General features: G+C 58.6%; 27 protein-coding genes and 1 pseudogene. 13 read left to right on the top strand and 15 right to left on the bottom strand.

Annotation, left to right across the window (positions count from 1 at the left end; translation table 11 throughout):
• Nucleotides 1-38 precede the first annotated feature (38 nt).
• The 5 genes from ACILRN_RS02500 to ACILRN_RS02480 all read left to right on the top strand — a co-directional run bounded on the left by ACILRN_RS02500 (nucleotide 39) and on the right by ACILRN_RS02480 (nucleotide 4936).
• Nucleotides 39-554, top strand: a complete 516-nt coding sequence (locus ACILRN_RS02500; protein ID WP_395685225.1) for a GNAT family N-acetyltransferase — start codon at nucleotides 39-41, stop codon at nucleotides 552-554.
• 97 nt (nucleotides 555-651) lie between these two features.
• The gene (locus ACILRN_RS02495; protein WP_395685224.1) at nucleotides 652-1212 is read left to right on the top strand and encodes a hypothetical protein; all 561 of its coding nucleotides are present in this window, start codon (nucleotides 652-654) and stop codon (nucleotides 1210-1212) included.
• A gap of 98 nt (nucleotides 1213-1310) precedes the next feature.
• The gene (locus ACILRN_RS02490; RefSeq protein WP_395685222.1) at nucleotides 1311-3212 is read left to right on the top strand and encodes a KUP/HAK/KT family potassium transporter; all 1902 of its coding nucleotides are present in this window, start codon (nucleotides 1311-1313) and stop codon (nucleotides 3210-3212) included.
• Between the two features lie 42 nt (nucleotides 3213-3254).
• Nucleotides 3255-4136: a carbohydrate ABC transporter permease gene (locus ACILRN_RS02485; protein ID WP_395685220.1), complete on the top strand. Its 882-nt coding sequence runs from the start codon at nucleotides 3255-3257 to the stop codon at nucleotides 4134-4136.
• Nucleotides 4133-4936, top strand: coding sequence for a carbohydrate ABC transporter permease (locus tag ACILRN_RS02480; protein WP_395685217.1), 804 nt, complete (start codon nucleotides 4133-4135; stop codon nucleotides 4934-4936). The genes ACILRN_RS02485 and ACILRN_RS02480 overlap by 4 nt, the downstream gene beginning before the upstream one ends.
• Before the next feature lie 39 nt (nucleotides 4937-4975).
• Here the strand turns inward: ACILRN_RS02480 and ACILRN_RS02475 are convergent, their stop codons facing one another.
• On the bottom strand, nucleotides 4976-5422 hold the full coding sequence (locus ACILRN_RS02475; protein WP_395685216.1) for a hypothetical protein: 447 nt from the start codon (nucleotides 5420-5422) through the stop codon (nucleotides 4976-4978).
• A gap of 72 nt (nucleotides 5423-5494) precedes the next feature.
• Nucleotides 5495-6190, bottom strand: a complete 696-nt coding sequence (locus ACILRN_RS02470; protein ID WP_395685214.1) for a hypothetical protein — start codon at nucleotides 6188-6190, stop codon at nucleotides 5495-5497.
• Nucleotides 6191-6375: 185 nt separating this feature from the next.
• Between ACILRN_RS02470 and ACILRN_RS02465 the strand changes: the two genes are divergently transcribed.
• The 6 genes from ACILRN_RS02465 (at nucleotide 6376) to der (ending at nucleotide 10978) form a co-directional block, all read left to right on the top strand.
• Complete coding sequence (locus ACILRN_RS02465; protein ID WP_395685212.1) at nucleotides 6376-6951, top strand: NnrU family protein; 576 nt, start codon at nucleotides 6376-6378, stop codon at nucleotides 6949-6951.
• On the top strand, nucleotides 6948-7508 hold the full coding sequence (locus ACILRN_RS02460) for an NnrU family protein (protein ID WP_395685211.1): 561 nt from the start codon (nucleotides 6948-6950) through the stop codon (nucleotides 7506-7508). Before ACILRN_RS02465 ends, ACILRN_RS02460 begins: the two co-directional genes overlap by 4 nt.
• 49 nt (nucleotides 7509-7557) lie before the next feature.
• A complete protein-coding gene (gene panB / locus ACILRN_RS02455) occupies nucleotides 7558-8376 on the top strand; it encodes a 3-methyl-2-oxobutanoate hydroxymethyltransferase (RefSeq protein WP_395685210.1) in 819 nt (272 codons plus the stop codon).
• Between the two features lie 70 nt (nucleotides 8377-8446).
• Entirely contained in the window at nucleotides 8447-8581 is a 135-nt protein-coding gene (locus ACILRN_RS02450) for a hypothetical protein (RefSeq protein ID WP_395685208.1), read from the top strand.
• A 74-nt stretch (nucleotides 8582-8655) separates the two neighbouring features.
• Nucleotides 8656-9312, top strand: a complete 657-nt coding sequence (locus tag ACILRN_RS02445) for a tetratricopeptide repeat protein (protein WP_395685206.1) — start codon at nucleotides 8656-8658, stop codon at nucleotides 9310-9312.
• 331 nt (nucleotides 9313-9643) lie between these two features.
• On the top strand, nucleotides 9644-10978 hold the full coding sequence (gene der / locus ACILRN_RS02440) for a ribosome biogenesis GTPase Der (RefSeq protein WP_395685204.1): 1335 nt from the start codon (nucleotides 9644-9646) through the stop codon (nucleotides 10976-10978).
• A 9-nt stretch (nucleotides 10979-10987) separates the two neighbouring features.
• Here the strand turns inward: der and ACILRN_RS02435 are convergent, their stop codons facing one another.
• The 5 genes from ACILRN_RS02435 to ACILRN_RS02415 form a co-directional block, all read right to left on the bottom strand.
• Nucleotides 10988-11722, bottom strand: coding sequence for an SDR family NAD(P)-dependent oxidoreductase (locus tag ACILRN_RS02435; protein ID WP_395685202.1), 735 nt, complete (start codon nucleotides 11720-11722; stop codon nucleotides 10988-10990).
• 5 nt (nucleotides 11723-11727) lie between these two features.
• The gene (purF, locus tag ACILRN_RS02430) at nucleotides 11728-13182 is read right to left on the bottom strand and encodes an amidophosphoribosyltransferase (RefSeq protein ID WP_395685200.1); all 1455 of its coding nucleotides are present in this window, start codon (nucleotides 13180-13182) and stop codon (nucleotides 11728-11730) included.
• A complete protein-coding gene (locus ACILRN_RS02425) occupies nucleotides 13179-13856 on the bottom strand; it encodes a CvpA family protein (protein ID WP_395685198.1) in 678 nt (225 codons plus the stop codon). Before ACILRN_RS02425 ends, purF begins: the two co-directional genes overlap by 4 nt.
• Nucleotides 13857-13920: 64 nt before the next feature.
• Nucleotides 13921-15309, bottom strand: a complete 1389-nt coding sequence (radA, locus tag ACILRN_RS02420) for a DNA repair protein RadA (RefSeq protein ID WP_395685197.1) — start codon at nucleotides 15307-15309, stop codon at nucleotides 13921-13923.
• Nucleotides 15310-15590: 281 nt separating this feature from the next.
• The gene (locus ACILRN_RS02415; RefSeq protein WP_395685195.1) at nucleotides 15591-16481 is read right to left on the bottom strand and encodes a DMT family transporter; all 891 of its coding nucleotides are present in this window, start codon (nucleotides 16479-16481) and stop codon (nucleotides 15591-15593) included.
• A gap of 138 nt (nucleotides 16482-16619) precedes the next feature.
• On the opposite strand from ACILRN_RS02415, the gene ACILRN_RS02410 reads away from it, so the two are divergent.
• A complete protein-coding gene (locus ACILRN_RS02410; RefSeq protein ID WP_395685193.1) occupies nucleotides 16620-17096 on the top strand; it encodes an Hsp20/alpha crystallin family protein in 477 nt (158 codons plus the stop codon).
• 26 nt (nucleotides 17097-17122) lie between these two features.
• Here the strand turns inward: ACILRN_RS02410 and ACILRN_RS02405 are convergent, their stop codons facing one another.
• The 8 genes and pseudogenes from ACILRN_RS02405 to rpsF form a co-directional block, all read right to left on the bottom strand.
• Nucleotides 17123-18781, bottom strand: coding sequence for an amidohydrolase (locus ACILRN_RS02405; protein ID WP_395685191.1), 1659 nt, complete (start codon nucleotides 18779-18781; stop codon nucleotides 17123-17125).
• Between the two features lie 14 nt (nucleotides 18782-18795).
• Nucleotides 18796-19569: an ABC transporter ATP-binding protein gene (locus ACILRN_RS02400; RefSeq protein WP_395685189.1), complete on the bottom strand. Its 774-nt coding sequence runs from the start codon at nucleotides 19567-19569 to the stop codon at nucleotides 18796-18798.
• Nucleotides 19570-19573: 4 nt separating this feature from the next.
• On the bottom strand, nucleotides 19574-20347 hold the full coding sequence (locus tag ACILRN_RS02395) for an MlaE family ABC transporter permease (protein WP_395685187.1): 774 nt from the start codon (nucleotides 20345-20347) through the stop codon (nucleotides 19574-19576).
• 87 nt (nucleotides 20348-20434) lie between these two features.
• The gene (locus tag ACILRN_RS02390; RefSeq protein WP_395685185.1) at nucleotides 20435-21934 is read right to left on the bottom strand and encodes a replicative DNA helicase; all 1500 of its coding nucleotides are present in this window, start codon (nucleotides 21932-21934) and stop codon (nucleotides 20435-20437) included.
• A gap of 82 nt (nucleotides 21935-22016) precedes the next feature.
• Nucleotides 22017-23276 carry a class I SAM-dependent methyltransferase gene (locus tag ACILRN_RS02385; protein WP_395685183.1) on the bottom strand — a complete coding sequence of 420 codons (1260 nt, stop codon included), beginning with the start codon at nucleotides 23274-23276 and terminating at the stop codon, nucleotides 22017-22019.
• Between the two features lie 208 nt (nucleotides 23277-23484).
• Nucleotides 23485-24060, bottom strand: a complete 576-nt coding sequence (gene rplI / locus ACILRN_RS02380; RefSeq protein ID WP_395685181.1) for a 50S ribosomal protein L9 — start codon at nucleotides 24058-24060, stop codon at nucleotides 23485-23487.
• Nucleotides 24061-24073: 13 nt separating this feature from the next.
• Nucleotides 24074-24313 carry a 30S ribosomal protein S18 gene (rpsR, locus tag ACILRN_RS02375; RefSeq protein WP_395685179.1) on the bottom strand — a complete coding sequence of 80 codons (240 nt, stop codon included), beginning with the start codon at nucleotides 24311-24313 and terminating at the stop codon, nucleotides 24074-24076.
• 8 nt (nucleotides 24314-24321) lie between these two features.
• Nucleotides 24322-24687 (bottom strand): annotated as a pseudogene (rpsF, locus tag ACILRN_RS02370) (30S ribosomal protein S6); the annotation flags it as partial.
• A gap of 298 nt (nucleotides 24688-24985) precedes the next feature.
• On the opposite strand from rpsF, the gene ACILRN_RS02365 reads away from it, so the two are divergent.
• Nucleotides 24986-25424, top strand: a 439-nt coding sequence (locus tag ACILRN_RS02365; RefSeq protein WP_395685177.1) for an ABC transporter ATP-binding protein, incomplete at its 3' end; no start/stop codon positions are given.

The following is a 25424-nucleotide window of genomic DNA, read 5'->3' as shown; positions in this document are numbered from 1 at the left end:
GATTTGTTGCGTCTGGCTTTGATCGTGTAGGAGTGCTCGTGCCGAAAAATCTCGAGGCGCCGACTTTGCACACCACCAGGCTGGTGCTCCGCCCGCCGCGGCTTGCCGATTTTGCGCATTTCGCGGCGTTCTATGCTTCCGAGCGCTCGCGCTGGGAGGATGGGCCGCTCAGCCGGGAGCAGGCCTGGCGCGTGTGGGCCTCGGACGTTGCTTTGTGGCCGCTCAAGGGGTTTGGCCCTCTCGGCGTCGATGACCGCACAACCGGCACCTATCTGGGCGAAGTCGGCATCTACCAGCCGGAGGGCTACCCGGAGCCCGAGCTAGGCTGGTTCGTGGTTCCGGAGGCGGAAGGGCAGGGCATCGCCCGCGAGGCCGCTCAGGCCGTCATGCGGTGGGCAAAGACGGAGCTGGGCTGGAACCGGCTGGTCAACTACATCGACCCGGGGAACGCGCGCTCGATCGCGCTCGCCCTCGGGCTTGGGGGAAGACGCATCGAGGCGCCGGGAAGCGGGCCCGCCGATGTTGTAATCCTGCACGATCTTTCTTTCAGGTGACCAAGACAGGTGACTGGCCTTTGATTTCGGAGGACAGCAGCAGCGGCGCTGGCTGCTATGTCAGATCGGTGAGCGACAACGCGAAGGAGCAGAAAGAGTGAAGCAGATTGAAAATCAACCGTCCGGGCCTCAAGGCACGATGAGACGTCTAGAGCGGCGCGTGCTGGATGAGTTTCGCAAGTATATAGTGATCACCATCTATCTGTGGGTGCTGTTTGCACTGCTTGCTGACTATAAGCGCATCCTCCTGCAAGAGAATGGGATCAATTTGTGGAACCAGGGTTATGCCCTCTTCAACGCGCTCATTTTCGGCAAGGTGATACTCATTGGTCAGGCGCTCAAGATCGGCGAGGGCCTCAAGGACCAGGCTTTGATCTGGTCGGTGTTCTGGAAGTCGCTACTGTTCACGATTTTGATCTGTGTCTTCCATATTGCGGAGGAGGCCGTGAAGGCATTGATTCAGCATAGGCCTGTCGGGGTCAGCCTGGCTGAGTTTGGGGGCGCAACATGGGCCGGGTTCCTGGTTCACGCCGCGCTCTTGATGGTTGCTCTGATTCCTCTGTTTGCCTTCGAGGAGGTTGCGCGAGAGGTGGGTCGCAACGTGTTGTGGGATCTGCTGTTCAGCCGCGACCGTAGCAGCTGGCGTCAACGTATTTGAACCGCCTGGGAATCGGTGGAATCACCAATTCCCAATCGCCAGATCATTACGCATAAGGTCGCGCCAAATTGCTGGAGGGCAGAGGGGGCGAGCCGACCATGAATACTGGACATCTGAAATCGCAAAGCACCGTTGGCATGGCCTTTGCGGCAATAGGTATCGTGTTTGGTGATATCGGGACGAGCCCGATGTACGCCTTCGACGCTTCGATCCACGCGCCAGGCCTGCCAGTCGATGAAACAGCCATCATGGGAGTGGCATCACTGATATTCTGGACGCTTACACTTATTGTCAGCATCAAATACCTTCTGTTCATCACTCTTGTCGACAACGATGGCGAAGGAGGAATCTTCGCAATCGCCTCAGTTCTGCGCAGGCATATCAGAGCAACCAACAGGCCTGCACAGGTTGCAATTCTCGCACTCGTGGTCACGTCTGCTGCGCTGCTCTTTGCCGACAGCCTGATTACACCGCCACTGTCGATCATGGCTGCGGTCGAGGGTGTCGAGATCGTCTATCCCAGTGCTCGTACCTTTGTCGTTGTGGCAAGCCTTGTGATCGTAGTCATCCTGTTCGCCGCACAACGATTTGGCACCCAGGCGCTGAGCCGGCTATTCAGCCCCCTCATGCTCCTATGGTTTGCCGTGATCGGGCTGCTGGGTCTGGCCCAGGTGGTCACTCGTCCTGACGTGCTGATGGCGCTGTCACCGACATTTGCATTTGATCTCGCCAGCCAGTTGACGTGGTCGCAACTCTTCGGGCTGTTTGGGTCGGTGCTGCTTGCTGCAACAGGTGCTGAAGCAATATACATAGACATGGGACACTTTGGACGAAAGCCAATCAGCTATGCCTGGTACGGAGTGGCTATGGTGGGGCTTTTGCTCAACTATTTCGGCCAGTCGGCGTGGCATCTCGAACACCCCGGTTCAACGTCCAACGCGTTTTTTGCAATGGCGCCCATCGACTTGCTCATCCCATTGGTCGTTCTTGCGACATTCGCAAGTTGTATTGCCGGCCAAGCTGTGATCTCCGGCATGTTCTCGATCACCAATCAGGCAATTCGGCAGGGGTATCTGCCGCGACTGCGCATTCTGCATACCTCAGACAGTATGAGAGGCCAGGTTTATGTCCCGCTCATCAATGGCCTGCTCCTTGCTGGGTCTGTATTGCTGATTCTCGTGTTCCAGTCGTCGGAGCCTTTGGCGGCGTCTTATGGCTTTGCTGTTTCCGCTACCATGCTGCTTACGACATTGGCTTTTTCGGTTGTAATCCTCGTCGTCTGGCGATGGTCGGTCTGGAAAGTACTTGTCTTTGTGTTCTTTGCGTTGCCGCTGGATTTTGTGTTTCTGGCAGCCACGGTGACGAAGCTTCCTGCGGGAAACTATTTCACCCTCATCGTCACGATGGTCATTTCATGGCTGATGATGTCGTGGATCATAGGCGATGGCCTTCTTCGGCGGCGTGTACAACGGATCGACATGCCCGTGGCTGATTTCGTGGATATCGTCGAGCTTCGTCAGGACCTCCATCTTCAGGAGCGGCCAGCAATCTTCTTTCAGCATTTGCCGTTTCCAGCAGATGTACGGATAACGCCTTTCGCGCTACTGCAACAGGTTCAAGTCACCTCGATGCTCTATCAGCCAGCAGTCATTGTCGAGTTCCTGCCTTCAGAGTTGCCAAAAGTAGCCGATGCTGATCGCCTTCAGGTGCACATCTATTCTCATAACATAATCTTGGTTCATGCCACCTTTGGGTATCGCGAGCCATTGTCGATGGAGCCAGTGATCGAGCTGGGTCAGGAAAGAGGTTGGTGGAAGCAGGAAGAGGACCTGGTGTATTATTCCGCCCGGGAGAATCTAATTCATGCTGGTCGCGACCGGCTTCCGCTTCCAGTGCGCTGGAGCTTTGCCTTGTTGCACAAGCTGGACCAAGAACTGGTAAGCACCCTCGATCTGGAGCCCACCAGGTGTGTGGAGCTCGGTCTTGTGATCCGGGTGTGATCCAGAGCGGCCTCCAAGCTAGCTTGACTTGATGTCAGCCGAATGGTCATCTCGACGGCAATGACATCCCGCTTCTGTTCGCCAATAACACTGTTGCTGCCCGCCTTGTTCGTGATGGTGCTCAGCGGCGTCATTCCGGCTTGCTTCGTCGCGTTCTATTCGGTGCATGACACGTTTTCGGGGAACAGTTTCGTCTGGGTCGGTGCAGACTGGTACGTCAACGTCCTGACTTCGAGAGAGTTCTGGTGGGCGTTCGCACGCAGTCTCGGGTTTGCGTTTCTGGCTCTTGTCGTGCAGATCCCGCTGGGTATCTATATTGCGCTTCGAATACCCGCATCTGGACGTCTTGCAGCAACTTACATCATTTTGCTGGCAATTCCGCTCCTGGCCCCTGCCATAGTGGTTGGCTATCTCTGGAAGGTTATTTCAACGCCGGGCGTCGGCCTGCTGCCTGGCCTCACCGGGCTCGTAGGTCTCGGCTACGACATGAACAACCCACTTGTCGTCTGGATGACGCTCCTGTTGATGGATTGCTGGCACTGGACGAGTCTGGTTGTACTCCTCTGCTATGCTGGACTGCGTTCGATTCCTCAGGCCTATTACCAAGCCGCCCGAATCGATGGGGCTGGGTCGTGGGCTGTCTTCCGCAACATCCAGTTGCCGAAGCTCCGCCTTGTGCTCTTGATCGCTGTGCTGCTTCGGCTCATGGACAGTTTCATGATCTATGCTGAGGCTTATGTGGTCACACGGGGCGGGCCTGGCGTGTCGACCACCTTCCTGTCGCATGAGCTCATACAGACAGCAACGATTCAGTTTGATCTTGGCGAGGGCGGAGCCATGGCGATCATCTATCTCGCGATCGTTCTTGCTGTGTCGTGGATGTTCTTCTCGCTCATCGTTCCCAGCCCGAGGCGTCCTGCATGAGGTGGCGCCGCTCCCCCGCACCCTTAGTCTATGTCTTTCTGCTGATGACCCCGGTGTACTGGCTCGTCATCATGAGCTTCAAGACAACTTCAGAAATCGCTGGAGAACTGACTTTCTATCCCCATGAAGTGACCTTCGCGAACTATGCAGCGATCTTCAGTGATCGTGACTGGTATATGGGTTACGTCAACGCCCTCATCTATGTCGCAATGAATGTGGTTATATCAGTTGGCGTTGCACTGCCCGCAGCCTATGCTTTTTCGCGGCATGATTTTTTTGGCCATCGTGCGCTGTTCTTCAGCCTGCTCATGTTTCGAATGCTGGCGCCAGCCATCCTGCTGGCGCCGTTTGTTCAGATATTCTCGGATCTGGGCATGATTGATACGCATATCGCCGTAGCGATCGCTCACTGCTTCTTCAATGTTCCACTTGCAATCTGGATACTTGAGGGTTTCATCTCTGCAATTCCGCGAGAGATGGACGAGAGTGCGCGCGTCGACGGCTATCGGCTGTCAGGCTTCATGATCAGGATTCTGGTGCCGCAAATCGCACCCGGAATCGCCGTGGCAGCCTTCTTTTGCTTCATGTTTTCCTGGGTAGAATACATGCTGGCCAACGCACTCACGACGATCGATGCCAAGCCCATCGCAGGCATCATGACGAGAGCAGCGGGGGTTCTGGCAGGTGATGTGGCCATGCTGTCGGCTGCCAGTGTACTAGGTCTTCTTCCTGGCATTCTGCTCATCGTTTTTGTTCGAAAGCATCTGGCAACCGGCTTTTCTATGGGACGGGTCCTGTAGTAACTTCTTGGTGGTCTGCTTAGGCTGCTCGCCCGTTTTCTAGAGCGGGCGGCGTTCCCATCTCGAGAAGATGTAAAGTCGCAGAGAGCCCTTGGAGGAAATCTGTGCGCCGGCCACCTGCCAGGCCTCGACCCCGTTTCTGGCGAGGGCGTCGCGGGTTGCGGCGTTTGCCATGAGCGCGTGCTGCAGTTTCCTCACGCCTGCGGCGTTTCGTTGAGCAAGAATGCGGAATTCTTGCCAACTGGGAATGCCGTCGCTCGAGAACGGCAGGGCTATGAAGTCAAGTCTCACGACACCCACGCTTGGCACCTTGGTGATACCCTTGACACGGTCGGCGCGGCTGCCAGCGTTCATGATCGCGGCGATAGCCGGTTGTGTGTCTATCTGCCCCACCTGCGCGGAGGCCACCGGCATGCCGGTAGGCAGCGCGGTGATTACCACGACGATGGCGACAACATTGAAGGCAATAGCCTTGAACAGATGCATGACAACTCCGCTGAACGACGACATACTTTAATCTAATGCTTAGTGGGGAACCATTCAAACCTCTTGTCGAGGCTAGATCTCGGTTGCCTGCAGTTGCCGGAGGCTGAGTGCAGGCTCGAATTCGCGAAGGCCCGCCTGTAACCCATGAAGAAAGTTACGAAGATTGGCCTGCATGCGAGGAGGGACGCCAGCATTGTCACCCAGCATGAAATTTCGCAGAGAAAAGCGGCGGTGGGAGATAATGGCATGCAACTCGGGGTCGATCTTCGTCATGACCAGCGTCGGGCCCGGCACCCCTTCGGGCAGGGCAGAGCCGATGAATCTGTTGACGACCGGCACGAACAGATCTGGCAGGAGGGCATCTTCGATGCTGACAGCTGCGTGAAGTGACTTTTCGTCGCGGTCAACGATGTAAAGGACGCACAGGTAAAACCCCGCGTCCTGAGCGGCGGCAGGAAAACCTTGATTGACGGCCGCCTCGCGGAACTCCGCCAGGCGGTTAGCGGCGACATCAATCACGTAGTCGCGGCCAGCCATGCCCAAGATGGTGCCAAAAAGACGCTCTCGTGCGGCCGCTTCAGAGAAGTCGATCAGAGTGGTGCGGCCTGGAAAATAGGCCCGGAGCGTTCCTTCTGGCGCGCTGAGATCAAAGCAGTAGGGATCGCGCCCCTCAAGCAGCAGATGGTCGGTCAGCGTGCGGGCCAGCAGCGTCTTTCCATTTCGGGCCAGATCAGAGCAGATCACATAGATGGTAGCCTCGGCGGTCATGGACGACTGTCTCCACTCCGCACTGTTGCGGTCCTTGCACTCATCGACGCTCGTCCCTCGAACCTCGTCCCACTGTCCCCGAACTTGCCGCCTTTAGCATGTCATCTGGGCTGCGTACATGGCCGCGATGGGCTTGGATCGGGGCGTGAATTCTGGCACAACCGGTGGCTTAGGGAGACGGGATAATGAGCTTTCTGTTGATCGGCTGCCTGCTGTTTGGTGGTAGCCATTTGTTTTCCATCTTGTTTCCGCGGTGGCGCGACCGGCTTAATTCGGGTCTCGGTGAGATGCCGTGGAAGATGCTTTACAGTGCAGTCTCGCTGCTCGGACTGGTCCTCATGGTTTACGGCTTCAGCCAGAACCGGAGCGGGCCCGCGACTGCCGAACTCCTCTACCATCCGTGGGACGGATCGGTCCATCTCGTCAAGTTGCTCACGCTGCTGGCCTTCATATTCATCGGGGCGTCTCACGGCCGGGGCTATCTCAAGCTCTGGCTGCGTAACCCCATGTCAATTGGCATCCTGCTCTGGTCGGGAGGGCATCTTCTGGTCAATGGCCAACGTAGCGACGTGTGGCTTTTTGGTACATTTTTCCTGGTCAGCCTGGCGGATATTCTGTCCTCCGAACTGCGTGGAAAACGCCCGGACTATGTGCCTCGGCTTCGGTCTGATGTTATCGCCGTTGCGGTCGGCATGGTTCTCTACGTGGTCTTCCTTCTAGGTTTTCACCCCTATGTCCTGAATATTCCGGTGATTGGATGATCCTTCTCGCGGCAGGTGTGGTGCTCACGGCTGCGTTGCATCTCGTTGCCGCAGTCCCCTCTCTGAAGGAGAGGCTCAAGGCGTCGGTCGGATCGAAGGCTTACGGAGCGCTGTTTGGATTGGGTTCGATCATTGGCCTCTTTGTGGTTGTCATTGGTTGGCACTCCTCTGGCCTCGTTGCCATCTACGATCCGCCAGTCTGGGGCCGCTACGCCAATTTCCTCCTGACGTTGGTCGCCTTCATCTGTCTGGGGATATTCCTGTTCCGGGGCAGTCTTCGCCAAAAACTACGGTTTCCAATGGCTTTCGCCACCATCTTCTGGTCGGCGGGTCATCTGTTGTCGAACGGGGACCTGGCATCTTTGATCCTGTTTGGGGCCTTCCTCGCCTATGGGCTGCTTCACATCATCATCGGTATTCTCAACGGGGTCCGCCCGTCGCCGGAGGTGCGGAGCGGCCATGACCTGCTCAGCATCTTGGCGGGTATCGCCCTCTATGGCGTCATGGCGCAGCTGCATGGAGCCTTGATCGGTGTTCAGGTGCTTGAGCTCACCTGAACAGCCGGGAGCCCTTGCCCGGTTGCACCGGGCGGATTAGGCTCTGGAAATGTCGCAGTTTCCCATCCCCCGCCGCCTGACGGTCCCCGAGATTACCTCGCGCAAGGGCAAGGAGCCCATAGTCTCGCTGACCTCCTATCACGCTCACACGGCTGCGATTGCCGACAGATATGTAGATTTTCTTTTGGTGGGCGACTCGCTGGGAATGGTCATGCATGGCTTTGAGTCGACCCTGCCAGTGCCGCTTGACCTGATGATCCTGCATGGCCGCGCGGTGATGCGTGGAGCGAGGCGGGCCCTTGTCGTGGTCGATATGCCGTTCGGTTCTTACGAGGAAAGCCCGCAGCAGGCCTTTCGCAATGCTGCCTTGGTGATGAAGGAAACCCAATGTGGCGCCATCAAGCTTGAGGGTGGCAAGCGCATGGCGGACACAATCCACTTTCTTAGCGAGCGCGGTATCCCTGTAATGGCCCATATTGGCCTGACACCGCAATCCATCAACATCCTTGGCGGCTTCAAGACCCAGGGACGCACTCGCGAGCAATGGGCCATCATCGAGGACGATGCCCGGTCCGTGACGGAAGCGGGTGCGTTTGCCGTGGTGCTGGAGGCCGTCGCGGAGCCGCTCGCCGCCAAGATCACCCGGGATGTGCCTATTCCGACGATTGGGATTGGCGCATCTCCTGTCTGTGACGGGCAAATCCTGGTGATGGAGGACATGCTGGGTCTTAGCCCGCGCGTTCCCAAGTTCGTCAAGGAGTTCGGCCAGGTGGGCGCGGCCATAGAAAATGCCATCCGCAGCTATGCGGAAGAGGTCAGGGCGCGCAGCTTCCCGGCCCCCTCGAATACCTACGAGTTGAAGGACTGACTAAAACTTATCAATTCGTTAACCAGCCCTGGGCAAGCTTTGTCTGTCTCCGATTCTGAGGGGTGGCAGCATGGTTTTCGAAATCGCCGGTTTTTTTGCTGGCTTGGCGGGTATCGGCCTCGCGCTCTTTGTGCTGTATCGCCGCGATCATGGCCGTATCGTGCAGGGAGTATACGGGCGGGCCGGGCGCGGGCAGCGCGTCTGAATTGCCTTGATTTGGCCCCGGCCCTGATTTACGCCCCATCCAATTGATTTGGTGGTTGTAAGGAGCCAGCGGCTTTGAGCGATGATTCTCTGTTTCGCGAGGTGGACGAGGAGGTCCGCCAGGAGCAGTTCAAGAAACTGTGGGCGCGCTATGGCAATGCTCTGATTGCTCTGGTTGTGCTGCTGATTCTGGCAGTCGCCGGGGTCGAGGGCTGGCGTTATTGGCAGATCAAACAATCTGAGGCTGCAGGAGATCGTTTTTTCGCTGCTGCCGAACTCGTGGCCGGAGACAAGACCGATGAGGCCCTCAGGGCGTTTCAGGACGTAACCAACTCTGGTTTTGCCGAGTTGGCGAAGCTTCGTGAGGCTGCCCTGCTGAATGCTGAAGGCAAGTCGGATGAAGCCGTTGCGATCTATGACAAATTGGCTGGCGATGTTACTGTCGACCAGTCGTTGCGCGACTTGGCGCGTGTTCGGGCGGCCCTCGTTCTGGCTGACAAGGCCCCCTATGAGGAAATAGAGCGGCGTGTCGGTGATTTGGCGCAGCCCGACAGTGCTTGGCGGCACGTTGTCCGCGAGCTCTTGGCATCTGTGCAGTTTCGCCTGAAGGACTACAAGGGAGCAGACCAGCAGGTTCAGAATATTCTCGGAGACCCCGCTGCCCCGCCTGCTCTGCGTCAACGTGCGCAGACCATGGCGCAAGTACTCCAGCCACTTGTGGCTGGCCCATGATGAGTTGGCGCAGCCAGTCCCTGGCGGCTGTTGCGCTGGCGTTCTTCTTGTCAGGCTGCAGTACCCTCAACGGTTTGATTGGTGAGGTCGATAACACTGTTCTGCCTGGCTCGCGTGAGGAGGCGATTCCAGGAAGGCCAACCTTCCCTGAAAAGCAGGACGTGGCGGTAGGGCCAACACCCGCTGCACCAAAAAGTACTGTGAGTGATCCGGCACCGATATCTGCGACACCGGAAGGTGAGGCCGCAACGCCGGCGGAAGCGTACTGTGCGCCGGACGATCCTACTTGCAAGCCTCCGCAAACGACGAGCGAGACCTTCCAGGATCCCCAATGACGGCAACCGTCGCCATCATGGGACGGCCAAACGTTGGCAAATCGACGCTGTTCAACCGTCTGGTCGGTCGCAAGATCGCACTCGTGGACAACCAGCCGGGAGTCACGCGTGATCGCCGTGAAGGCCAGGCGAGCCTTGGCGATCTTCACTTCCGGATTTTTGACACAGCCGGGCTCGACAGCGTCAAGGGCGAAAGTCTTGAGGCGCGGATGAGCGCCCAGGCAGAGACAGCGGCAGATATAGCCGATGTCGTGTTGTTTGTGATTGATGCCCGCGCCGGGGTCACGCCGTCTGATCGTGAGTTTGCTGCCCGATTACGCCGCCTTGGAAAACCGGTCATACTGCTCGCCAACAAGGCCGAGGGCCGTGGCCACGAGGCTGCACTTCTCGAGGCGTTTGAACTTGGGTTTGGCGAGGCTTTGCCTGTCTCAGCCGAGCACGGTGAGGGCCTTGACCTTCTGTACGATGCGCTTGTGCCTTATGCGGAGGGCAGACCAGTCACCGAGGTTACGGCGGAAGGCCCGCTGCGGCTTGCCATCATTGGTCAGCCCAATGCTGGCAAGTCAACGCTCGTCAACGCGATTCTCGGTGAGGAACGCATGCTCACCGGCCCCGAGGCTGGCATTACCCGTGATGCCATTTCCTCCGACTTTGAATGGCGTGGAACCCGCATCCGGCTTTGGGATACGGCAGGCATACGCCGAAAGGCGAAGGTAACTGGAAAGATCGAGAAGCTCGCTGTTTCCGATGCGCTGCGTGCCATCCGCTTTGCAGAATGCGTGGTTGTGCTGATTGATGCGTCCCTGCCTATCGAGCGGCAGGACCTGGCGCTCTGTGATCTCGTGGCCCGCGAGGGCAGGGCCGTAGTCCTCGCATTGTCGAAATGGGACCTGGTGAAGGAAAAGCAGAAGAAACTCAGGGAAGTCATGAGTGATCTTGAAGACGTTCTCCCGGAAATCCGAGGCGTGCCTGTGGTGACGCTGTCCGCCCACCAGGAAAAAGGTATCGACAAACTGCTCCAAGCCGTGCTTGCTGCGATGGAGCGCTGGAACCGCCGCATTCCAACCGCGCAGGTGAACCGTTGGTTGGAGGCTACGATCGCGCGCAACCCACCTCCTGCTCCCTCCGGTCGCCGCATCAAGATCCGTTATGCAACCCAGGCCAACGCTCGCCCGCCGACGTTTGCACTGTTTGGCAACCAGCTGTCCAAAATGCCTGAGAGCTATGTGCGCTACCTGATGCATGGGCTGCGTGACAGCTTCGATCTCGGCGGGGTGCCGATCCGGTTCAGTCTGCGGGGTGGCAAGAACCCCTTCGACAAGTCGCGCTGACCCTTTAGATCACGCCTGTTTGAAAAGACCCGCCGGGTCATATTTCCAGACGCCACCATTGTCGTTGAAATCTGACAGGCACATCGGCAAGATCTGCGCAGCGACTTTATCGGGATGCGGTAGACTTAACGGGTCTTCTCCTGGCATAGCGGTCGCCCGCATGCGGGTACGGGTGGCACCAGGGCTGAAGCAGTTCACGCGAAGGGGCGTTGTGGCAATTTCCGCGGCATAGGTCTTGACCATCGCCTCGAGGGCGGCCTTCGAGACAGAATAAGGCCCCCAATAGGCCCAGCATCTGCGTGCCAGGCCCGATGTCACAAATACCGCGCGCCCCGAGTCAGATTGGCGGAGCAGCACATCCAGCGAGCGGATCAGGCGATAATTGGCAGTGACATTGACCGCCATGACCTCGTCCCACATCTTTGGTTCGGCGTGCGCCACCGGCGTAAGCTTGCCAAGCACGCCTGCATTTCCAATGAGAATGTCGAGCTTCTTCCAGCGTTCAAATACTGCTGCTCCAAGCCGGTCCAGCGCATCGAAGTCGCGGATATCGACCGGGACCAGTGTAGCGCTGCCACCCGCTGACTTGATGGCATCATCCAGTTCGGTAAGGCCGCCCTCGGTTCGGGCGGTTGCGATCACATGAGCACCCTCACGTGCCAGAGCCATGGCGATCGATGCCCCTAGCCCGCGCGATGCGCCGGTCACCAGCGCCACACGCCCTTGCAATCTCCTCTCTGGCATGTGAGTCAGCCTGCCTCCGCCAGCAGCGAGAGCTGCTGTTTCCGGTTTTCGCCGGCCAAGTCCGTGAGATGGGTGGGGTAGTCGCCTGTGAAGCAATGGTCGGTGAACTGCGGACGGGCGTTGTCACGCCCAGGATAGCCCATGGCTCGATAGATACCGTCGACGGAGAGGAAGGCCAGTGAGGTGACCCCGATATAGTCTCGCATCTCCTCAAGCGAGTGAGTTGCAGCGAGCAATGCCTTCTGCTCAGGCGTGTCAATGCCGTAAAAGTCAGGATGTTTGATGGGAGGGCTGGAGATTCGCATGTGAACCTCCCTGGCACCGGCCTCATACATCATTCTGACGATCTTTACCGATGTCGTGCCGCGCACAATCGAATCATCGACCAGCACAACCCGCTTGTCCCTCACCGCCGCGCGATTGGCGTTGTGCTTGAGTTTGACCCCGAGAGAGCGGATGGTTTGAGTTGGTTCAATGAAGGTACGTCCCACGTAATGATTGCGGATGATGCCCAGCTCAAAGGGGATGCTCGTTTCCTGTGCGAAACCAAGTGCAGCTGGTACCCCCGAATCGGGAATTGGCACCACTACGTCAGCAGCAATGGAGGACTCGCGCGCCAACTCGCGGCCCATAGCCTTGCGAACCTCGTAGATAGACCGGCCACCAAGCATCGAGTCTGGTCGCGAAAAATAGATGTATTCGAAGATGCAAGGCCTGACTGGCTGTCGTGGGAAGGGGCGAAGACTTTCAACCCCTTCATCGGAAATGACAACGACTTCACCATTCTCGATCTCGCGGACGAAGCGCGCTCCGATGATGTCGAGGGCGCAGGTTTCGGAACACAGGATGTAGGCGCCGTTGATCTCGCCTAGAATAAGCGGCCTGATGCCGTGAGGATCGCGTGCCCCTATAAGTTTTTTGTTTGTCAGCGCCACGAGTGCATACGCCCCCTCGAGCGTCCGCAGCGCATCGATGTAACGTTCGACAATGCGGGTCTTCTGCGAGCGAGCCACCAGATGCAGGATAACCTCGGTATCTGATGTTGACTGGCAGATGGCGCCCTGACTGATGAGTTCGCGCCGCAGAGTCAGGCCGTTGGTCAGGTTACCGTTATGCGCTACAGCAAATCCGCCGGCTGCCAATTCGGCGAATAGGGGCTGTACGTTGCGCAGAATGGTCTCGCCGGTCGTCGAATAGCGTACATGGCCCAGCGCGAGGTTGCCTTTCAGTCGATTGATGACCTTGGCAGAAGAGAAGTGATCGCCGACAAGTCCGAGGCGGCGCTCCGTCTGGAAGCGTTCTCCATCGAAAGACACGATGCCAGCTGCCTCCTGGCCGCGGTGTTGAAGTGCATGCAGCCCCAGGGCAGTCAGTGCGGCAGCATCGGGATGGCCGTATATCCCGAAGACTCCACATTCCTCTCGTAGACGGTCGGCGTGGAGGTCTTGATCCAGTGTCATTGGGTATTGCCCTGTTGACCGGCCGTGGGCTGATCGCCGTCACCCGTACCTTGAATGAGGTTTTCGAGCCCTTGGTTGTCATTGCTCTTGTAGCCACTTTCCGGCTGTGCGCCAGGTTCCGCGGCAGGGTCGACCGGAGCGGGTGTCTTCAGAAGGGCGGTGTTGCTCAGCGTTTCGGCGATGTCGGGTGGCATGAAGGAGACGAGGATGTCGCCCGCTGATTTTATCATCGGCAAGCTGTAAGCGTTGCGAACCCAGTCATCCTGCTTGTCGTAGGGCAGCAGCCAGCCGTAAAAAAGATATGCAATGGCGGCAAAGGCAAAGCCCCGCGCCACCCCGAAGATGAAACCAAGCGTGCGATCGAAGGCGCCGGCGGAAGAGTCCACAACATAGTCTGAGATCTTCACGCTGATCACTGAAATGATAATGAGCACCACAAGGAAAGCACTCGCGCCTGTGGCAATCTGGGCCAAGATATCCTTGTCGAGGTGGGGCACGTTGGTCTTGAAAAACTCGACCAGACGAGGCTCCTTGATAGCAAAGTAGGCCGCTACCGCTGCTGTGGCCCAGGCCACCAGCGAAAGCACCTCCCGGGTCAATCCGCGCGCCATTGCAAGCAGCCCCGAGGCCAGCATGACCGCAAATAGAACAAAATCCAAAATCGTCAACGGCATAGTCTGTCCTGAAGTCTGTAGCACCCAACAGCCGTCACCTTATAGAAAGGTTTTCAGCGCCGGACTAGGCGATTCTCCGATGTCCCCTGTCTTGCGCGGCAGACCACGCCACGAGATCCATGATCGTTTCCATGGGTCGGATTTTCAGGTCCTTTGCCCCTGGCTGTTCGGCAGATGCAGCGATGACCGCCTCCTTCAGTCCCAATTTCTGAGCCTCCTTGAGTCGGGCTTCAGTCTGGCCGACCGGGCGAATGGCGCCTGACAGCGCGATCTCGCCAAACACCGTCGTTCCCGGTGGAATCACAGTTCCGGTCAGCGAGGAGAGCAGAGCCGCTGCGACCGCGAGGTCAGCGGCAGGTTCCCGCACCCTGAGTCCGCCGGCTACATTGAGGTAAACGTCGTTCTGGCCGATTTGAACGCCAGCGCGGGCTTCCAGGACGGCCAGGATCATCGCCAGCCGATTTGAGTCCCACCCGACCGTGGTGCGCCGTGGCGTGCCAAGCGGCGAGGGAGACACAAGTGCCTGCACCTCAATAAGAAGTGGCCGTGTCCCTTCCATGCCTGCAAACACTGCCGAGCCCGGCGTCGGTCGCTCGCCCGATCCCATGAAGAGGCGAGAAGGATTGGTTACTTCGCTCAGGCCCCCGTCGGACATTTCAAAGACACCGATTTCGTCCGTCGGCCCGAAGCGATTCTTGACCGCCCGCAGAATCCGGAACTGGTGCCCGCGATCACCCTCGAAGTAGAGCACGGCATCTACCATGTGCTCCACCACCTTGGGACCCGCGATCTGTCCGTCCTTGGTGACATGGCCCACCAGCAGCACGGCTGTGCCCCGCTGCTTGGCAAAGCGGATCAGCGCCTCGGAGCCTGCCTTGAGTTGCGAAACAGTGCCAGGGGCCGCCTCGATTGAGGGTGCCCAGAGTGTCTGGATCGAATCGATCACGGCGATCGCTGGTGGCGCGTCCTCTGAAAGCGTCGCAATGATATCAGATACGTTGGTTTCAGCCGCCAAGAGTACCGGCGCATCATCTAGCCCCAGACGCTGGGCACGCAACCGGACCTGTGCGATGGCTTCTTCTCCGGATATGTATACGACCCGCTGGCCCTTGCGCGCCAGCGCCGCAAGTGTCTGCAGAAGCAAGGTTGATTTTCCGATCCCGGGGTCGCCGCCAATCAGCACACCTGACCCCGGTACGAAGCCGCCACCTGCCACCCGATCCAGTTCGCCGATGCCGGATATGATGCGTGGAGGTGCTGCTGCCTCGCCACGCAGGCCGACCAATCGGGTTGCGCGTCCCTTCGGAAGCTGCGCGCCCTTGGCCCCGGAGAGCGGGGCCGACGCTTGCTCTTCGATGATCGTATTCCATGCACCACAGCCATCACACCGCCCTGACCATTTGGAGGTTGTGGTCCCGCAGCTCTGGCAGACGAAGACAGATGATTTACCCATGCCCCCCTATATCGGAACAATGAGAGAACGCAAGGGGTTGTCTCGCCGTGGTAAGGTCCCGGAGGGGTGGGGTTCCTCCGGGACCATCTCCAACGTGTCGCAGGAGGGGGCAACGAGGCTGTCGGGTTACCCGACCGGACCAGCAACACATCGGCCAAGGCGCCAAGGCTATGGAACCTTGCGGCATGCATTGGTGCAGGGTCGAACACCAATCATGATTTCTCGCAAGTTAATCATCAAACAAAGGTTGTTAAATCACAATTCAGGTCAATTGAGCTGACCTAATCGTCGCGAATGCGCCGCCAACTGCTACCCGGCCAAAGACCCAGCACCAGGGTACAGCCTGCCACGATTACCAGCCCACCCGAAATCTGGATCGTTGAGAGCCGTTCGCCCAGTACGGCTGTTCCCGCGACTACAGCAACGACGGTGACTGCGAATTCGACACTGATGGCACGTGTTGGCCCGATGGCGGCAAGGAGGTTGAAATAGATCACGTACATCAGGGCACTTGTGAAAAGCCCCAGTACCAGAAGCCACAGAATATCTGTCGTACCGGGAATACCAGGCATGGGCACCAGGAAAATGAGGGGCAGGGTCATCACGCCGCCCCACAGGAATGAGCCAATGGTCGCAACCCACGGATCGACCATGCGAAGTCGTCGCGCCGCAAAGAGGCTGCCACAAGCCGCGGAGAGTGATCCGAGAATCGACACGATACATCCCAGCAGGAAGTCAGTGGTAAATGGTGCCTCAGGAAATCCCACCAGAAGTATGATGCCGATAAAGCCGGTCAACAGCCCCACGGTGCTTCGCGTCGAGAGGCGTTCGATACCCGCCAGCCGGCCGACGATCATTGAGAAGAGTGGAATGGCTGAAACGATAATGGCTGTCATCGCCGTTCCGATTCGCGGTGCGGCGAAGGCAATGCCTGTGAGTTGCCCCGCAACGGTCAGGAGCCCTGATATCGCCAGGGGCTGCCAGCCGCAGCTGAAGTCGAGCTTGCGGCGCGTAAGCATGGCGATGAGAAGTAGGGTCCCGCCGGCCACGAGGGCACGAAAACTGACTGCAGCGCCCCAGCCAAAGGCCTGTACGACGCGCAGGACAACCATGAAGGACAATCCCCAGCCCAGTGAGAGCATGACATAGGCTGCAAGGTGACGTTGTTCCAAGAGTAGTCCTTACCTCGGGGTTGCAGAGCGGAACAGTGAATGCAGGCTTATAGGTGCCGATTTGATCCACGTCATATGGAAATTCGACGTCCTGCATCTAAATGAAACTGGGTCCAATTGCTTACTACGGAGGTTCAGATGGCAAGATATTCTCTTCCCGATGTCGTCGGACGATCGGGTGGTTCTGACGTGTTCTCTAGCCTGCAGCGCGAGATTGATCGCGTGTTTCACGATTTCGGCCGTGGCGCGCCTCTCTTGGGCGAGTTTGGCCGAAATGCTGTGGCCATGAAGGTCAATGTGGCCGAACACGATGGTGCTATCGAGGTGACGGCAGAGATACCCGGTTGTGCGCCTGAGGATATTGATGTGCAGCTGAAGGATGGCGTGCTGACCATCAAGGGTGAGAAGAAGGTTGAGAAGGACGACAAGCAGAAGGACTTTCACGTCATGGAGCGATCCTACGGCGTCTTCGAACGAAGCTTCTCGCTACCTGCCGATGTTGACGCTGCCAAGGTCGAGGCCGCCTTCGACAAAGGCGTTCTCAGGGTAAGCCTGCCGAAGTTGCCTGAGCAGCAGTTGCGATCGCAGAAGATTACTGTCAAGCCTGTGGGATGAAGCGATTTGCGGGTGAAGGCGAGGCCTCAGGCTTCGAACGTCACCCGACCGTCGCAGATCGTCACTTGCGGTCGTACCTTGTCGATCTCCTCATTCACCGTTGCCTCGAGGTTGGCATCGAGCACGGCAATGTCGGCAAGGTAACCGTCTTTCAGCATGCCTTTGCGATCCTCCATGAACTCCATGTAGGCTCCGGCAGTCGTGAATGCATGCAGGGTGTCTGACAGGTTTTGAGCCTGGGGTGGACAGTCTGGGCACATGGGAACGGCTGTCATCGCCGCCTGCATGCCAAGGAATGGGTTCAGTGGTGCAACCGGCCAGTCAGAAGAGAAGGCGACGACTGCGCCGGCCTCGCGTAGTGTCTGCCAAGCATAGGCATAAGGTAGTTTGGATCCAACCCTCGACAGGATAGGTTCGGGTGGGTTGCCAGGAACGCCAACTCCGGCGATCGGCTGCAAGGATGCTACGACACCCAACTGCTTCAGCCGCGGAACATCGGTCGGGTCTATCATCTCGATATGCTCGATGCGGTGGCGTGAGTCCCGGCGGCCATTGGCCTTCGCGGCAGCTTCGTATCCGTCAAGCGTACGGCGCACGCCGCCATCCCCAATGGCATGCGTTGAAATCTGCAGACCGTGCCGATCAGCACGTCTCACGATCTCATTGAAGTCCGTGGCGCTGAACAGGGGTGCGCCCATGTTGTCTGGCTGGTCGGGGTAGCCGTCAAGCATCAGTGCCGTATAGGTCTCTAGCACACCATCAATGAAGATCTTCACGCGATCACAGTGCAACATGTCACCACGGTAGGCAGCGCGCATCTGTGCAGCTTCCTCGACGCGAGAAACAGCAAACGTGTTCTTGTGGTGGAAGGGGACTTCCACCCGTGCATTCAGTTCTCCTCTCTCCAGGAGAGACCGCAGCAACTCAAGCTGATACCAGTTGCCATCCATGTTGTGCATGGAGGTAATGCCGAGTGAGGCAGCGTGAGCTATGCCCTTCTTGAGGTACTCCATGTCAAGTTCACGCTGCGCTGTCGTTGCTGGCGGTTCGGGACTCTCTCCCGTGGTCATCCCCAACCACTCACGGCCACCAGTCGGAGTCAGCGCCTGAACCAGCATGTACGCCGCGGGCTCGCGCAACTCACCGGTGGCAATACCTTTTGAATCAAGTACAATTTCGTTGCCAACTGGCAGCGGCCGGCCGTGCATGATCCCTGCCGCCTCAAGCGCGCGGGTGTTGGCCCACATCGTATGATGATCAAAGCATCCCACGATGAACGGAATATCCGGCAGGATCTGGTCAAGCAATTGACGGGTGATCGGCACACCGAAGGCTTCGTGAGCGATGCCCGTTGCAAGCAACACAGGCTCGGCAGGCCTGGCGGCGCGATACCGGGCAACCGCGGCAGCAATGCTGTCAAAGCCATACATGCCATTCAGCATCAGGGTTTCGAGCTCGACTGCGCCGCCAAAAAGATGGACGTGACCCTCAATGATGCCTGGGATTACAGTTTTGCCACCGGCATCGATCACACGCGTGTGCTTGGCCTTCAACCCGACTACATCCTCAACAGGCCCTACTCTGAGGATCCGGTTTCCAGTAATGGCGATGGCCGTCGCGTGCGGCTGGGAAGGATCCATGGTGAGTGCGCGGGCATTTGTGATCAGAATGTCGGCGACGGTCATGAAGGCTCCTCGTTCTAGGGTTTCAGCACGTCCATCACGATGGGCCCTGCAGCGCGGCCGTGGATGAATTGGTCGACATAGGCATTTCCGCTTGTATCGATGGTGCGTGCCGGACCCTGCCAGACGATCTGACCCTTGTGGATCATCGCGATATCGTCGGCGATCTTGCGCGCGGAAGCCATGTCGTGGGTGATCGAGATTGTTGTGGCGCCCAGTCGCTTGACGCAATCTACGATGAGATTGTTGATGACATCGGCCATGATCGGGTCAAGCCCGGTGGTGGGTTCGTCAAAGAAGATGATTTCGGGATCGGCTGCAATCGCCCGGGCGAGTCCGACGCGCTTCTGCATGCCGCCGGAAAGCTCGGCCGGGAACAAGGAACCAACCTCAGGGCCAAGACCCACCTGGCGCAACTTCTCCATCGCAATGTCGCGAGCCTTGGTTCTGACCATGTGACGTCCCTGGATCAGGCCAAAAGCAACATTTTCCCAAACACTCAGCGAGTCGAACAGGGCTGCACCCTGGAACAGCATGCCGAAACGAGCAAGGAATGCATCTCTCGCTGCCCCCTTGAGCCCCACCACGTCTTCTCCAGCCAGCCGGATGGAACCTGAATCCGGCCGTAGAATTCCAAGTATGCACTTCAGCATGACGGACTTGCCGGTACCTGATCCGCCGATCACCACCAGCGAATGGCCTTTTGGAACTGCGAGCGTGACGCCGTTGAGCACATGTTTGGCGCCAAAGCTCTTATGCACATTTTCCAGAACGATGTGAGCTTCCGCCATGATCTCAGTCCTTGAACAGAAGCGAGGTGAGTGCAAAATTGGCGGCGAGAATAAGAATTGCTGACGATACTACGGCATTTGTCGTGGCGCGGCCTACGCCCTGTGCGCCGCCCCTTGAGTTGAACCCATGGTAGCAGCCCATCACGGCGATGATAAAGCCGAAGACCGCTGCCTTGATCAGGCCCGATGTTACATCTTCCAGTTCAAGGAAGTCAGCCGTGTTGCGGATATATGCATAACCATTGAACCCAAGTGAGCGCGTACCGACGATGTAGCCGCCCAAGATACCGATTGTATCGGCAATGCCCACCAGCAGTGGCAGGGTGACAACTGCGGCAACAATTCGCGGGCCGACCAGATACTTGAACGGATTTGTTGCGAGCGTGACCAGGGCATCGATCTGTTCGGTCACCCGCATCGTGCCCAATTCTGCAGCGATTGACGCGCCAACACGACCTGCGACCATGAGCCCCGCCAGTACCGGGCCAAGTTCACGTGTTATGCCCAGCGCCACGATGGACGCAACGAGGCTTTCGGCGTTAAAGCGAGACGATCCCAGATAGATCTGCAGCGCCAGGGCGCCACCCGTGAAGAAGGCGGTGAGACCGACCACCGGCAGAGAATTGTAGCCGATCCGCATCATCTGGATGAGGACCTGACGCAGGAAGATCTTGGGGGTCAGCCCCTGCACCAGTGCGTCCTTGAGGAACAGCGTGACTCGGCCGACTTCCTCAAGAAGGCTGAGCGAGGTGCGGCCGATATTGGCAAGAATGTTCAAGCGCTGCTTTCCGTTTCTGCTTGGCTTCGGAACTTTGCTCTAGGCCAGGCAAATGCCGGGATCAAGCGTGTGCCAGGGCAGGGTGGATCAGTCGAAGCGTTCCGGCAGGTCTTCCCCGCGTATCAGGTTCTGGAACTTGGTGAGGCTCGCCTCGAACTGCAGTTCCACGATCCCGGTGGGTCCATGACGCTGCTTGCCGATGATTACCTCGGCCACGCCATTCACACGGTTCATTTGTTCCTGCCAGTCAAAATGCTCCTGAGTGTTGGGGCGCGGTTCCTTGCGTGCGAGATAGTATTCCTCTCGGTAGACGAACAAGACAACGTCGGCATCCTGCTCAATGGAGCCTGATTCCCGCAGATCCGAGAGTTGAGGCCGTTTATCATCCCGGTTCTCCACCTGTCGCGACAGCTGCGACAGCGCCAGGATGGGCACTCCGAGTTCCTTGGCCAGTGCCTTCAGCCCAACGGTGATTTCCGATACCTCCTGAACGCGGCCTTCGGCTGCTCTCCGGGTGGAGCCGGCCAAAAGCTGAAGATAATCGACAACCAGCAGGTTCAGGCCGCGCTGGCGTTTGAGTCGGCGGGCGCGGGCGGCTACCTGCGCTATGGTCAGGCCGCCTGTTGCGTCGATGTAAAGCGGGAGCGACTGCATTTCCCGAGTGACTTCGACGATCTTGGCGAATTCATCCTCGTTGATCTTGCCGCGGCGGATACGTTCTGACGGGATCATTGCCTGTTCAGAAATAATGCGGGTAGCCAACTGCTCGGCCGACATCTCAAGCGAGAAGAACGCCACGATGCCGCCGTTGGTAACCTTCACCGACCCATCTGTCTGGTGCTCGGCTGTGTAAGCCCTGGCAATGTTGTAGGCAATGTTTGTCGCGAGCGCCGTCTTTCCCATCGCTGGCCGACCGGCGAGAATGATCAGATCGGATGCTTGAAGCCCACCCATCTTTTCGTCGAGATCTCTGAGGCCCGAAGCGATGCCGGAAAGCCCGCCATCGCGCTGGTAGGCGCTCGCGGCCATGTCCACTGCGTCGGTGAGCGCGCGCACGAAGGGCTGGAAACCCTGACCATACTTGCTGGTTTCCGCCATCGAATAGAGCGCCTGCTCGGCGCGTTCAACCAGGTCGCGGGCGCTATCCTCGATGTCGGGTGAGAAGGCCTCATTTACGAGGTCTGTGCCCACCCCAATCAGCTTGCGCCGCTGCGCAAGCTCGTGGATGGTGCGGCCATATTCTTCGGCATTGATGATGGTGGTGGCATTGGCGGCCAGCCTGGCCAGATAGGCAGTTCCACCGATATCCTTGAGGGTTGCATCATTCTCGAAGTGGCTCTTGAGCGTGACTGGGCTTGCCAGCTTGCCGATGCGGATCAGTGTTGAGGCGGCTTCGTAGATGCGGGCATGCAGCGGCTCGAAAAAGTGCTCCGGCAGCAGAAAGCTTGATACCCGGTCACAGGCCTCGTTATTCACCAGGATGGCGCCCAGCAAAGCCTGCTCCGCCTCGATATTGCTTGGCGGGCTTCGGTAGGCCTCATCGGCCGGCGTAGTGTCAACTGGACGAAGGAGTGGAGCGGTGTTCATCGATTCACCGATACCAGATGACTGGCAACTGAGGCGGTTTTATGCGCCTTTTGCCCGCTATCCACAACGGCCCGGTGGCTGCCTACTCGGCTGGGACCGACTTGAAACGCGGCAGCCTCGAATCGATATCGCGCAGCCGGTCTTCTTCTTCGATCATATAGTTACGCGTGAAGGGCAGGGCATGCTGGTTCTTCACGAACTGGATCTGAAAATTGTTCATGCCGGCAAAACGGAACGCGCATTCAGAGGCAGCGAGATAGAATTCCCACATCCGGCAGAAGCGCTCGTCATAGAGCTCGCGGGCACGCTCGCGGTGGGCGTTGAAGCGCTGTGCCCAGTCACGCAGTGTCCTTGCATAGTGCAGGCGCAGGATCTCGATGTCGGTCACATACAGGCCAGCCCGCTCGATATGGGGCAGCACCTCGGAAAGGGCGGGGATGTAGCCTCCAGGGAAGATATACTTCTTGATCCAGGCTGAGGTCGCGCCGGGTCCATCAGAGCGATTGATCGAGTGCAATACGGCAACACCGTCATCCTTGAGAAGGCCATTCACCTTGGCGAAGAACTCCTTGAAATGACCAACTCCTACATGTTCAAACATGCCAACCGAGACAATTCGGTCAAACTTCTGATTGAGGTGGCGATAGTCCTTGAGCAGGAATTGCACTCGGTCTGCAACGCCGCGTTGCTTGGCGCGCTCGTTGGAAAGCTTGAATTGTTCCTCGGAAAGCGTCACGCCCGTCACATCCGCACCGCAAATCTCGGCAATGTAAAGTCCGAGTCCACCCCATCCTGATCCGATGTCGAGGACCTTCATGCCTGGCTTTATGTCCAGCTTGGCAGCGAGGTGGCGTTTCTTGGCGAGCTGCGCATCCTCGAGTGAGCCGTCGTCGGTTTCAAAATAGGCACAGGAATACTGACGGTCTCGGTCCAGGAAGAGGTCATACAGCGCACCGGAAAGGTCATAATGGTGCGCCACATTATTCTTCGCCTTGCCGACGGGATTGTATTGATCGACGCGCTTCCACGCCTTGCGTACGGCATAAGCGGCCTTGGCGACCTTTGGCAGGCGATGGGCCTGGCCATTGTCCATGAGAATAGCCAGCGCATCATAGATGGTCGTGCCGTCGGTCACATCCACCGAACCTTCCATGAAGCATTCACCCAAATGCAAATCCGCATCAGTGGCGACCTTCGCGGCGGCAAGTGGCGTCTTGACGGACAGGTTGACTGGCGTGCCAGTTCCGTCGCCATAGACGTAAACAGAGCCATCCGGGCCCGTCACGTGCAACGTGCCCTTCACCATCACCATCTTCAAAGCGCGGTCGAGAAGTGCGTACATCCTCCACTCCCTGGTGGTTTCGCCTCCTGGCGTTCCACCTTCCCCCTGGGTTAATCAATACTAACGAAAGTTTAATGTGGAGGATGTGTGCCGCGCAAGAGGGTGGATTCACGAGGGTTAACGTCTCGGCCGGACGTGTCGCGCGATCATCGTAAAAAGAAGGGCCGCCCTTCAGGGCGGCCCTCATCGATGTTCAACCTACTGGCGATCAGCTGTTTGCTTCAGCCGCCGCCTCGGCCTGGGCTTCCTCGAACAGAGCCTCAGCCGCGGCGCGGATTTCGGCGCGGTCGGACACTGGGCCCGTCAGCACTTCGCCCCGTGCCTGTGCAGCGGCCTCTTCGGGTGAACGGGCAACGTTCAGTGTCACGGTCACCTCGACTTCAGGGTGTGGCGTGACCATCACCTGATACACGCCAATCGTCTTGATCGGCGAGGCCAGCTGGACGTGGCCGCGGTCGACCTTCACGCCCTGCGCGGCTGCGGCCTCGACGATGTCGCGCGGTGAAACAGAGCCGTAGAGCTGACCGGACTCACCCGCCTGACGGATCAGCGTGAAGCTCTTGCCCTCAAGTGACTTGGCTTCCTGGCCTGCCGCGGCACGGCGCTCGGCGTTGCGCGCCTCAAGCGCAGCGCGCTCCCGCTCGAATTTCGCTCTGTTAGCATCAGTGGCGCGCAGTGCCTTTCCCTGCCGGAGCAGGAAATTGCGTGCATAGCCGTCCTTGACCCTCACCACCTCGCCCATGTGGCCGAGCTTGGCGACGCGTTCCAGAAGAATGACTTCCATATCGGCGTCCTCCTTACTTCAGCACATATGGCAGCAAGCCCAAGAAGCGGGAGCGCTTGATGGCCTGAGCCAGCTCACGCTGCTTTTTGGCGCTTACCGCGGTGATGCGGCTCGGCACGATCTTGCCGCGCTCGGAAATGTAGCGCTGCAACAGGCGCACGTCCTTGTAATCAATCTTCGGCGCATTGTCGCCGGTGAACGGGCAGCTCTTCTTGCGACGGAAGAAGGGACGGCGGGCTTGTGGGGCTGACATCAGATTGCCTCCTCGCTGCCATCGCCACGGTCATCGCGGCGGTCTCGGTCCTCGCGGCGGCGCATCTGGGCAGACGGACCGTCCTCCAGAGTTTCCACCTTCACGGTCATGAAGCGGATCACGTCTTCCGAGATCGACATCTGGCGCTCCATTTCCTGGACGGCGGCGGAGGGCGCGTCGATGTTGAACAACGTGTAGTGAGCCTTGCGGTTCTTGCGGATCCGGAAGGTGAGGGACTTCAGCCCCCAATATTCGGTCTTGGTCACCTTGCCGCCATTGCCGGCGATCAGCGCCTTGTACTGCTCCGTCAGGGCTTCAACCTGAGTTGGCGCAGCGTCCTGACGGGTCAGGAACACGTGCTCATATAGAGCCATTTTTGATGTGCCTTTCGTTATAATTCCTAGCCTCGGGCATCCGGCGCAGAGCCTCTTTCGAACCCGTTGGAAAGGCTCGAAAGACCGGTCAGACGAAAGAGCGGAGACACGGGAAGACGGGGTTCCACCCCTGGCCGAGCGAACGCGGCCCTTCCGTTCAGCCCCCAGCCGGGTGCCTATCGGCGAGGCGGCTTATGGCCGAAACACCGGGGGATTGCAAGTTGGATCAGCAGGCGGAAGTCCCCGCCCCAGCATCAGGTTGACAATCCCCGTTGCCTGACCGAACTTCCCATGGATCGTGAAAGAAACCCAGAGCGTCATCGAATTCCGTAAGGTCAGCAAGCGCTTCGGCGAGGTGGTCGCCGTGGCGGACAATGATCTTGCGGTCAGGCCCGGCGAATTCCTGTCGATCCTCGGCCCGTCGGGCTGCGGCAAGACCACGTCGCTCCGCATGATGGCGGGGTTCGAGCAGCCGACGAGCGGCGAGGTGTTCATCCGCGGCGAGAACGTGACCGGGGTTCCGGCCTACCGCCGCCCGGTGAACATGGTGTTCCAGCACTATGCGCTGTTTCCGCATCTCTCGGTGGCTGACAATGTGTCCTACGGGCTCCGCCAGCGAAGCCCAAAGCCGGAGCGCGCCGAGATCGCCCGCGCGGTGGACGAGGCGCTGGCCATGGTGCGGCTGGCGGGCTTCGGCGCAAGGCGGACGCATGAGCTTTCGGGCGGCCAGCAGCAGC

The sequence above is a fragment of the Aestuariivirga sp. genome, from assembly GCF_044238155.1.
Classification (GTDB): domain Bacteria; phylum Pseudomonadota; class Alphaproteobacteria; order Rhizobiales; family Aestuariivirgaceae; genus Aestuariivirga.
This window is presented reverse-complemented; position numbering and strand designations above follow the sequence as displayed.

Excerpts from the sequence above, each read along its gene's own strand:
- ACILRN_RS02400 (WP_395685189.1), bottom strand. The coding sequence starts at position 19,569 with ATGGCGGAAGCTCACATCGTTCTGGAAAATGTGCATAAGAGCTTTGGC.
- panB (WP_395685210.1), top strand. The coding sequence starts at position 7,558 with ATGTCGCAGTTTCCCATCCCCCGCCGCCTGACGGTCCCCGAGATTACC.
- ACILRN_RS02405 (WP_395685191.1), bottom strand. The coding sequence starts at position 18,781 with ATGACCGTCGCCGACATTCTGATCACAAATGCCCGCGCACTCACCATG.
- ACILRN_RS02490 (WP_395685222.1), top strand. The coding sequence starts at position 1,311 with ATGAATACTGGACATCTGAAATCGCAAAGCACCGTTGGCATGGCCTTT.
- ACILRN_RS02470 (WP_395685214.1), bottom strand. The coding sequence starts at position 6,190 with ATGACCGCCGAGGCTACCATCTATGTGATCTGCTCTGATCTGGCCCGA.
- ACILRN_RS02480 (WP_395685217.1), top strand. The coding sequence starts at position 4,133 with ATGAGGTGGCGCCGCTCCCCCGCACCCTTAGTCTATGTCTTTCTGCTG.
- ACILRN_RS02425 (WP_395685198.1), bottom strand. The coding sequence starts at position 13,856 with ATGCCGTTGACGATTTTGGATTTTGTTCTATTTGCGGTCATGCTGGCC.
- rplI (WP_395685181.1), bottom strand. The coding sequence starts at position 24,060 with ATGGAAGTCATTCTTCTGGAACGCGTCGCCAAGCTCGGCCACATGGGC.
- ACILRN_RS02410 (WP_395685193.1), top strand. The coding sequence starts at position 16,620 with ATGGCAAGATATTCTCTTCCCGATGTCGTCGGACGATCGGGTGGTTCT.
- ACILRN_RS02390 (WP_395685185.1), bottom strand. The coding sequence starts at position 21,934 with ATGAACACCGCTCCACTCCTTCGTCCAGTTGACACTACGCCGGCCGAT.
- ACILRN_RS02385 (WP_395685183.1), bottom strand. The coding sequence starts at position 23,276 with ATGTACGCACTTCTCGACCGCGCTTTGAAGATGGTGATGGTGAAGGGC.
- purF (WP_395685200.1), bottom strand. The coding sequence starts at position 13,182 with ATGACACTGGATCAAGACCTCCACGCCGACCGTCTACGAGAGGAATGT.
- ACILRN_RS02450 (WP_395685208.1), top strand. The coding sequence starts at position 8,447 with ATGGTTTTCGAAATCGCCGGTTTTTTTGCTGGCTTGGCGGGTATCGGC.
- ACILRN_RS02465 (WP_395685212.1), top strand. The coding sequence starts at position 6,376 with ATGAGCTTTCTGTTGATCGGCTGCCTGCTGTTTGGTGGTAGCCATTTG.
- ACILRN_RS02460 (WP_395685211.1), top strand. The coding sequence starts at position 6,948 with ATGATCCTTCTCGCGGCAGGTGTGGTGCTCACGGCTGCGTTGCATCTC.
- rpsR (WP_395685179.1), bottom strand. The coding sequence starts at position 24,313 with ATGTCAGCCCCACAAGCCCGCCGTCCCTTCTTCCGTCGCAAGAAGAGC.
- ACILRN_RS02435 (WP_395685202.1), bottom strand. The coding sequence starts at position 11,722 with ATGCCAGAGAGGAGATTGCAAGGGCGTGTGGCGCTGGTGACCGGCGCA.
- ACILRN_RS02475 (WP_395685216.1), bottom strand. The coding sequence starts at position 5,422 with ATGCATCTGTTCAAGGCTATTGCCTTCAATGTTGTCGCCATCGTCGTG.
- radA (WP_395685197.1), bottom strand. The coding sequence starts at position 15,309 with ATGGGTAAATCATCTGTCTTCGTCTGCCAGAGCTGCGGGACCACAACC.
- ACILRN_RS02485 (WP_395685220.1), top strand. The coding sequence starts at position 3,255 with ATGGTCATCTCGACGGCAATGACATCCCGCTTCTGTTCGCCAATAACA.
- der (WP_395685204.1), top strand. The coding sequence starts at position 9,644 with ATGACGGCAACCGTCGCCATCATGGGACGGCCAAACGTTGGCAAATCG.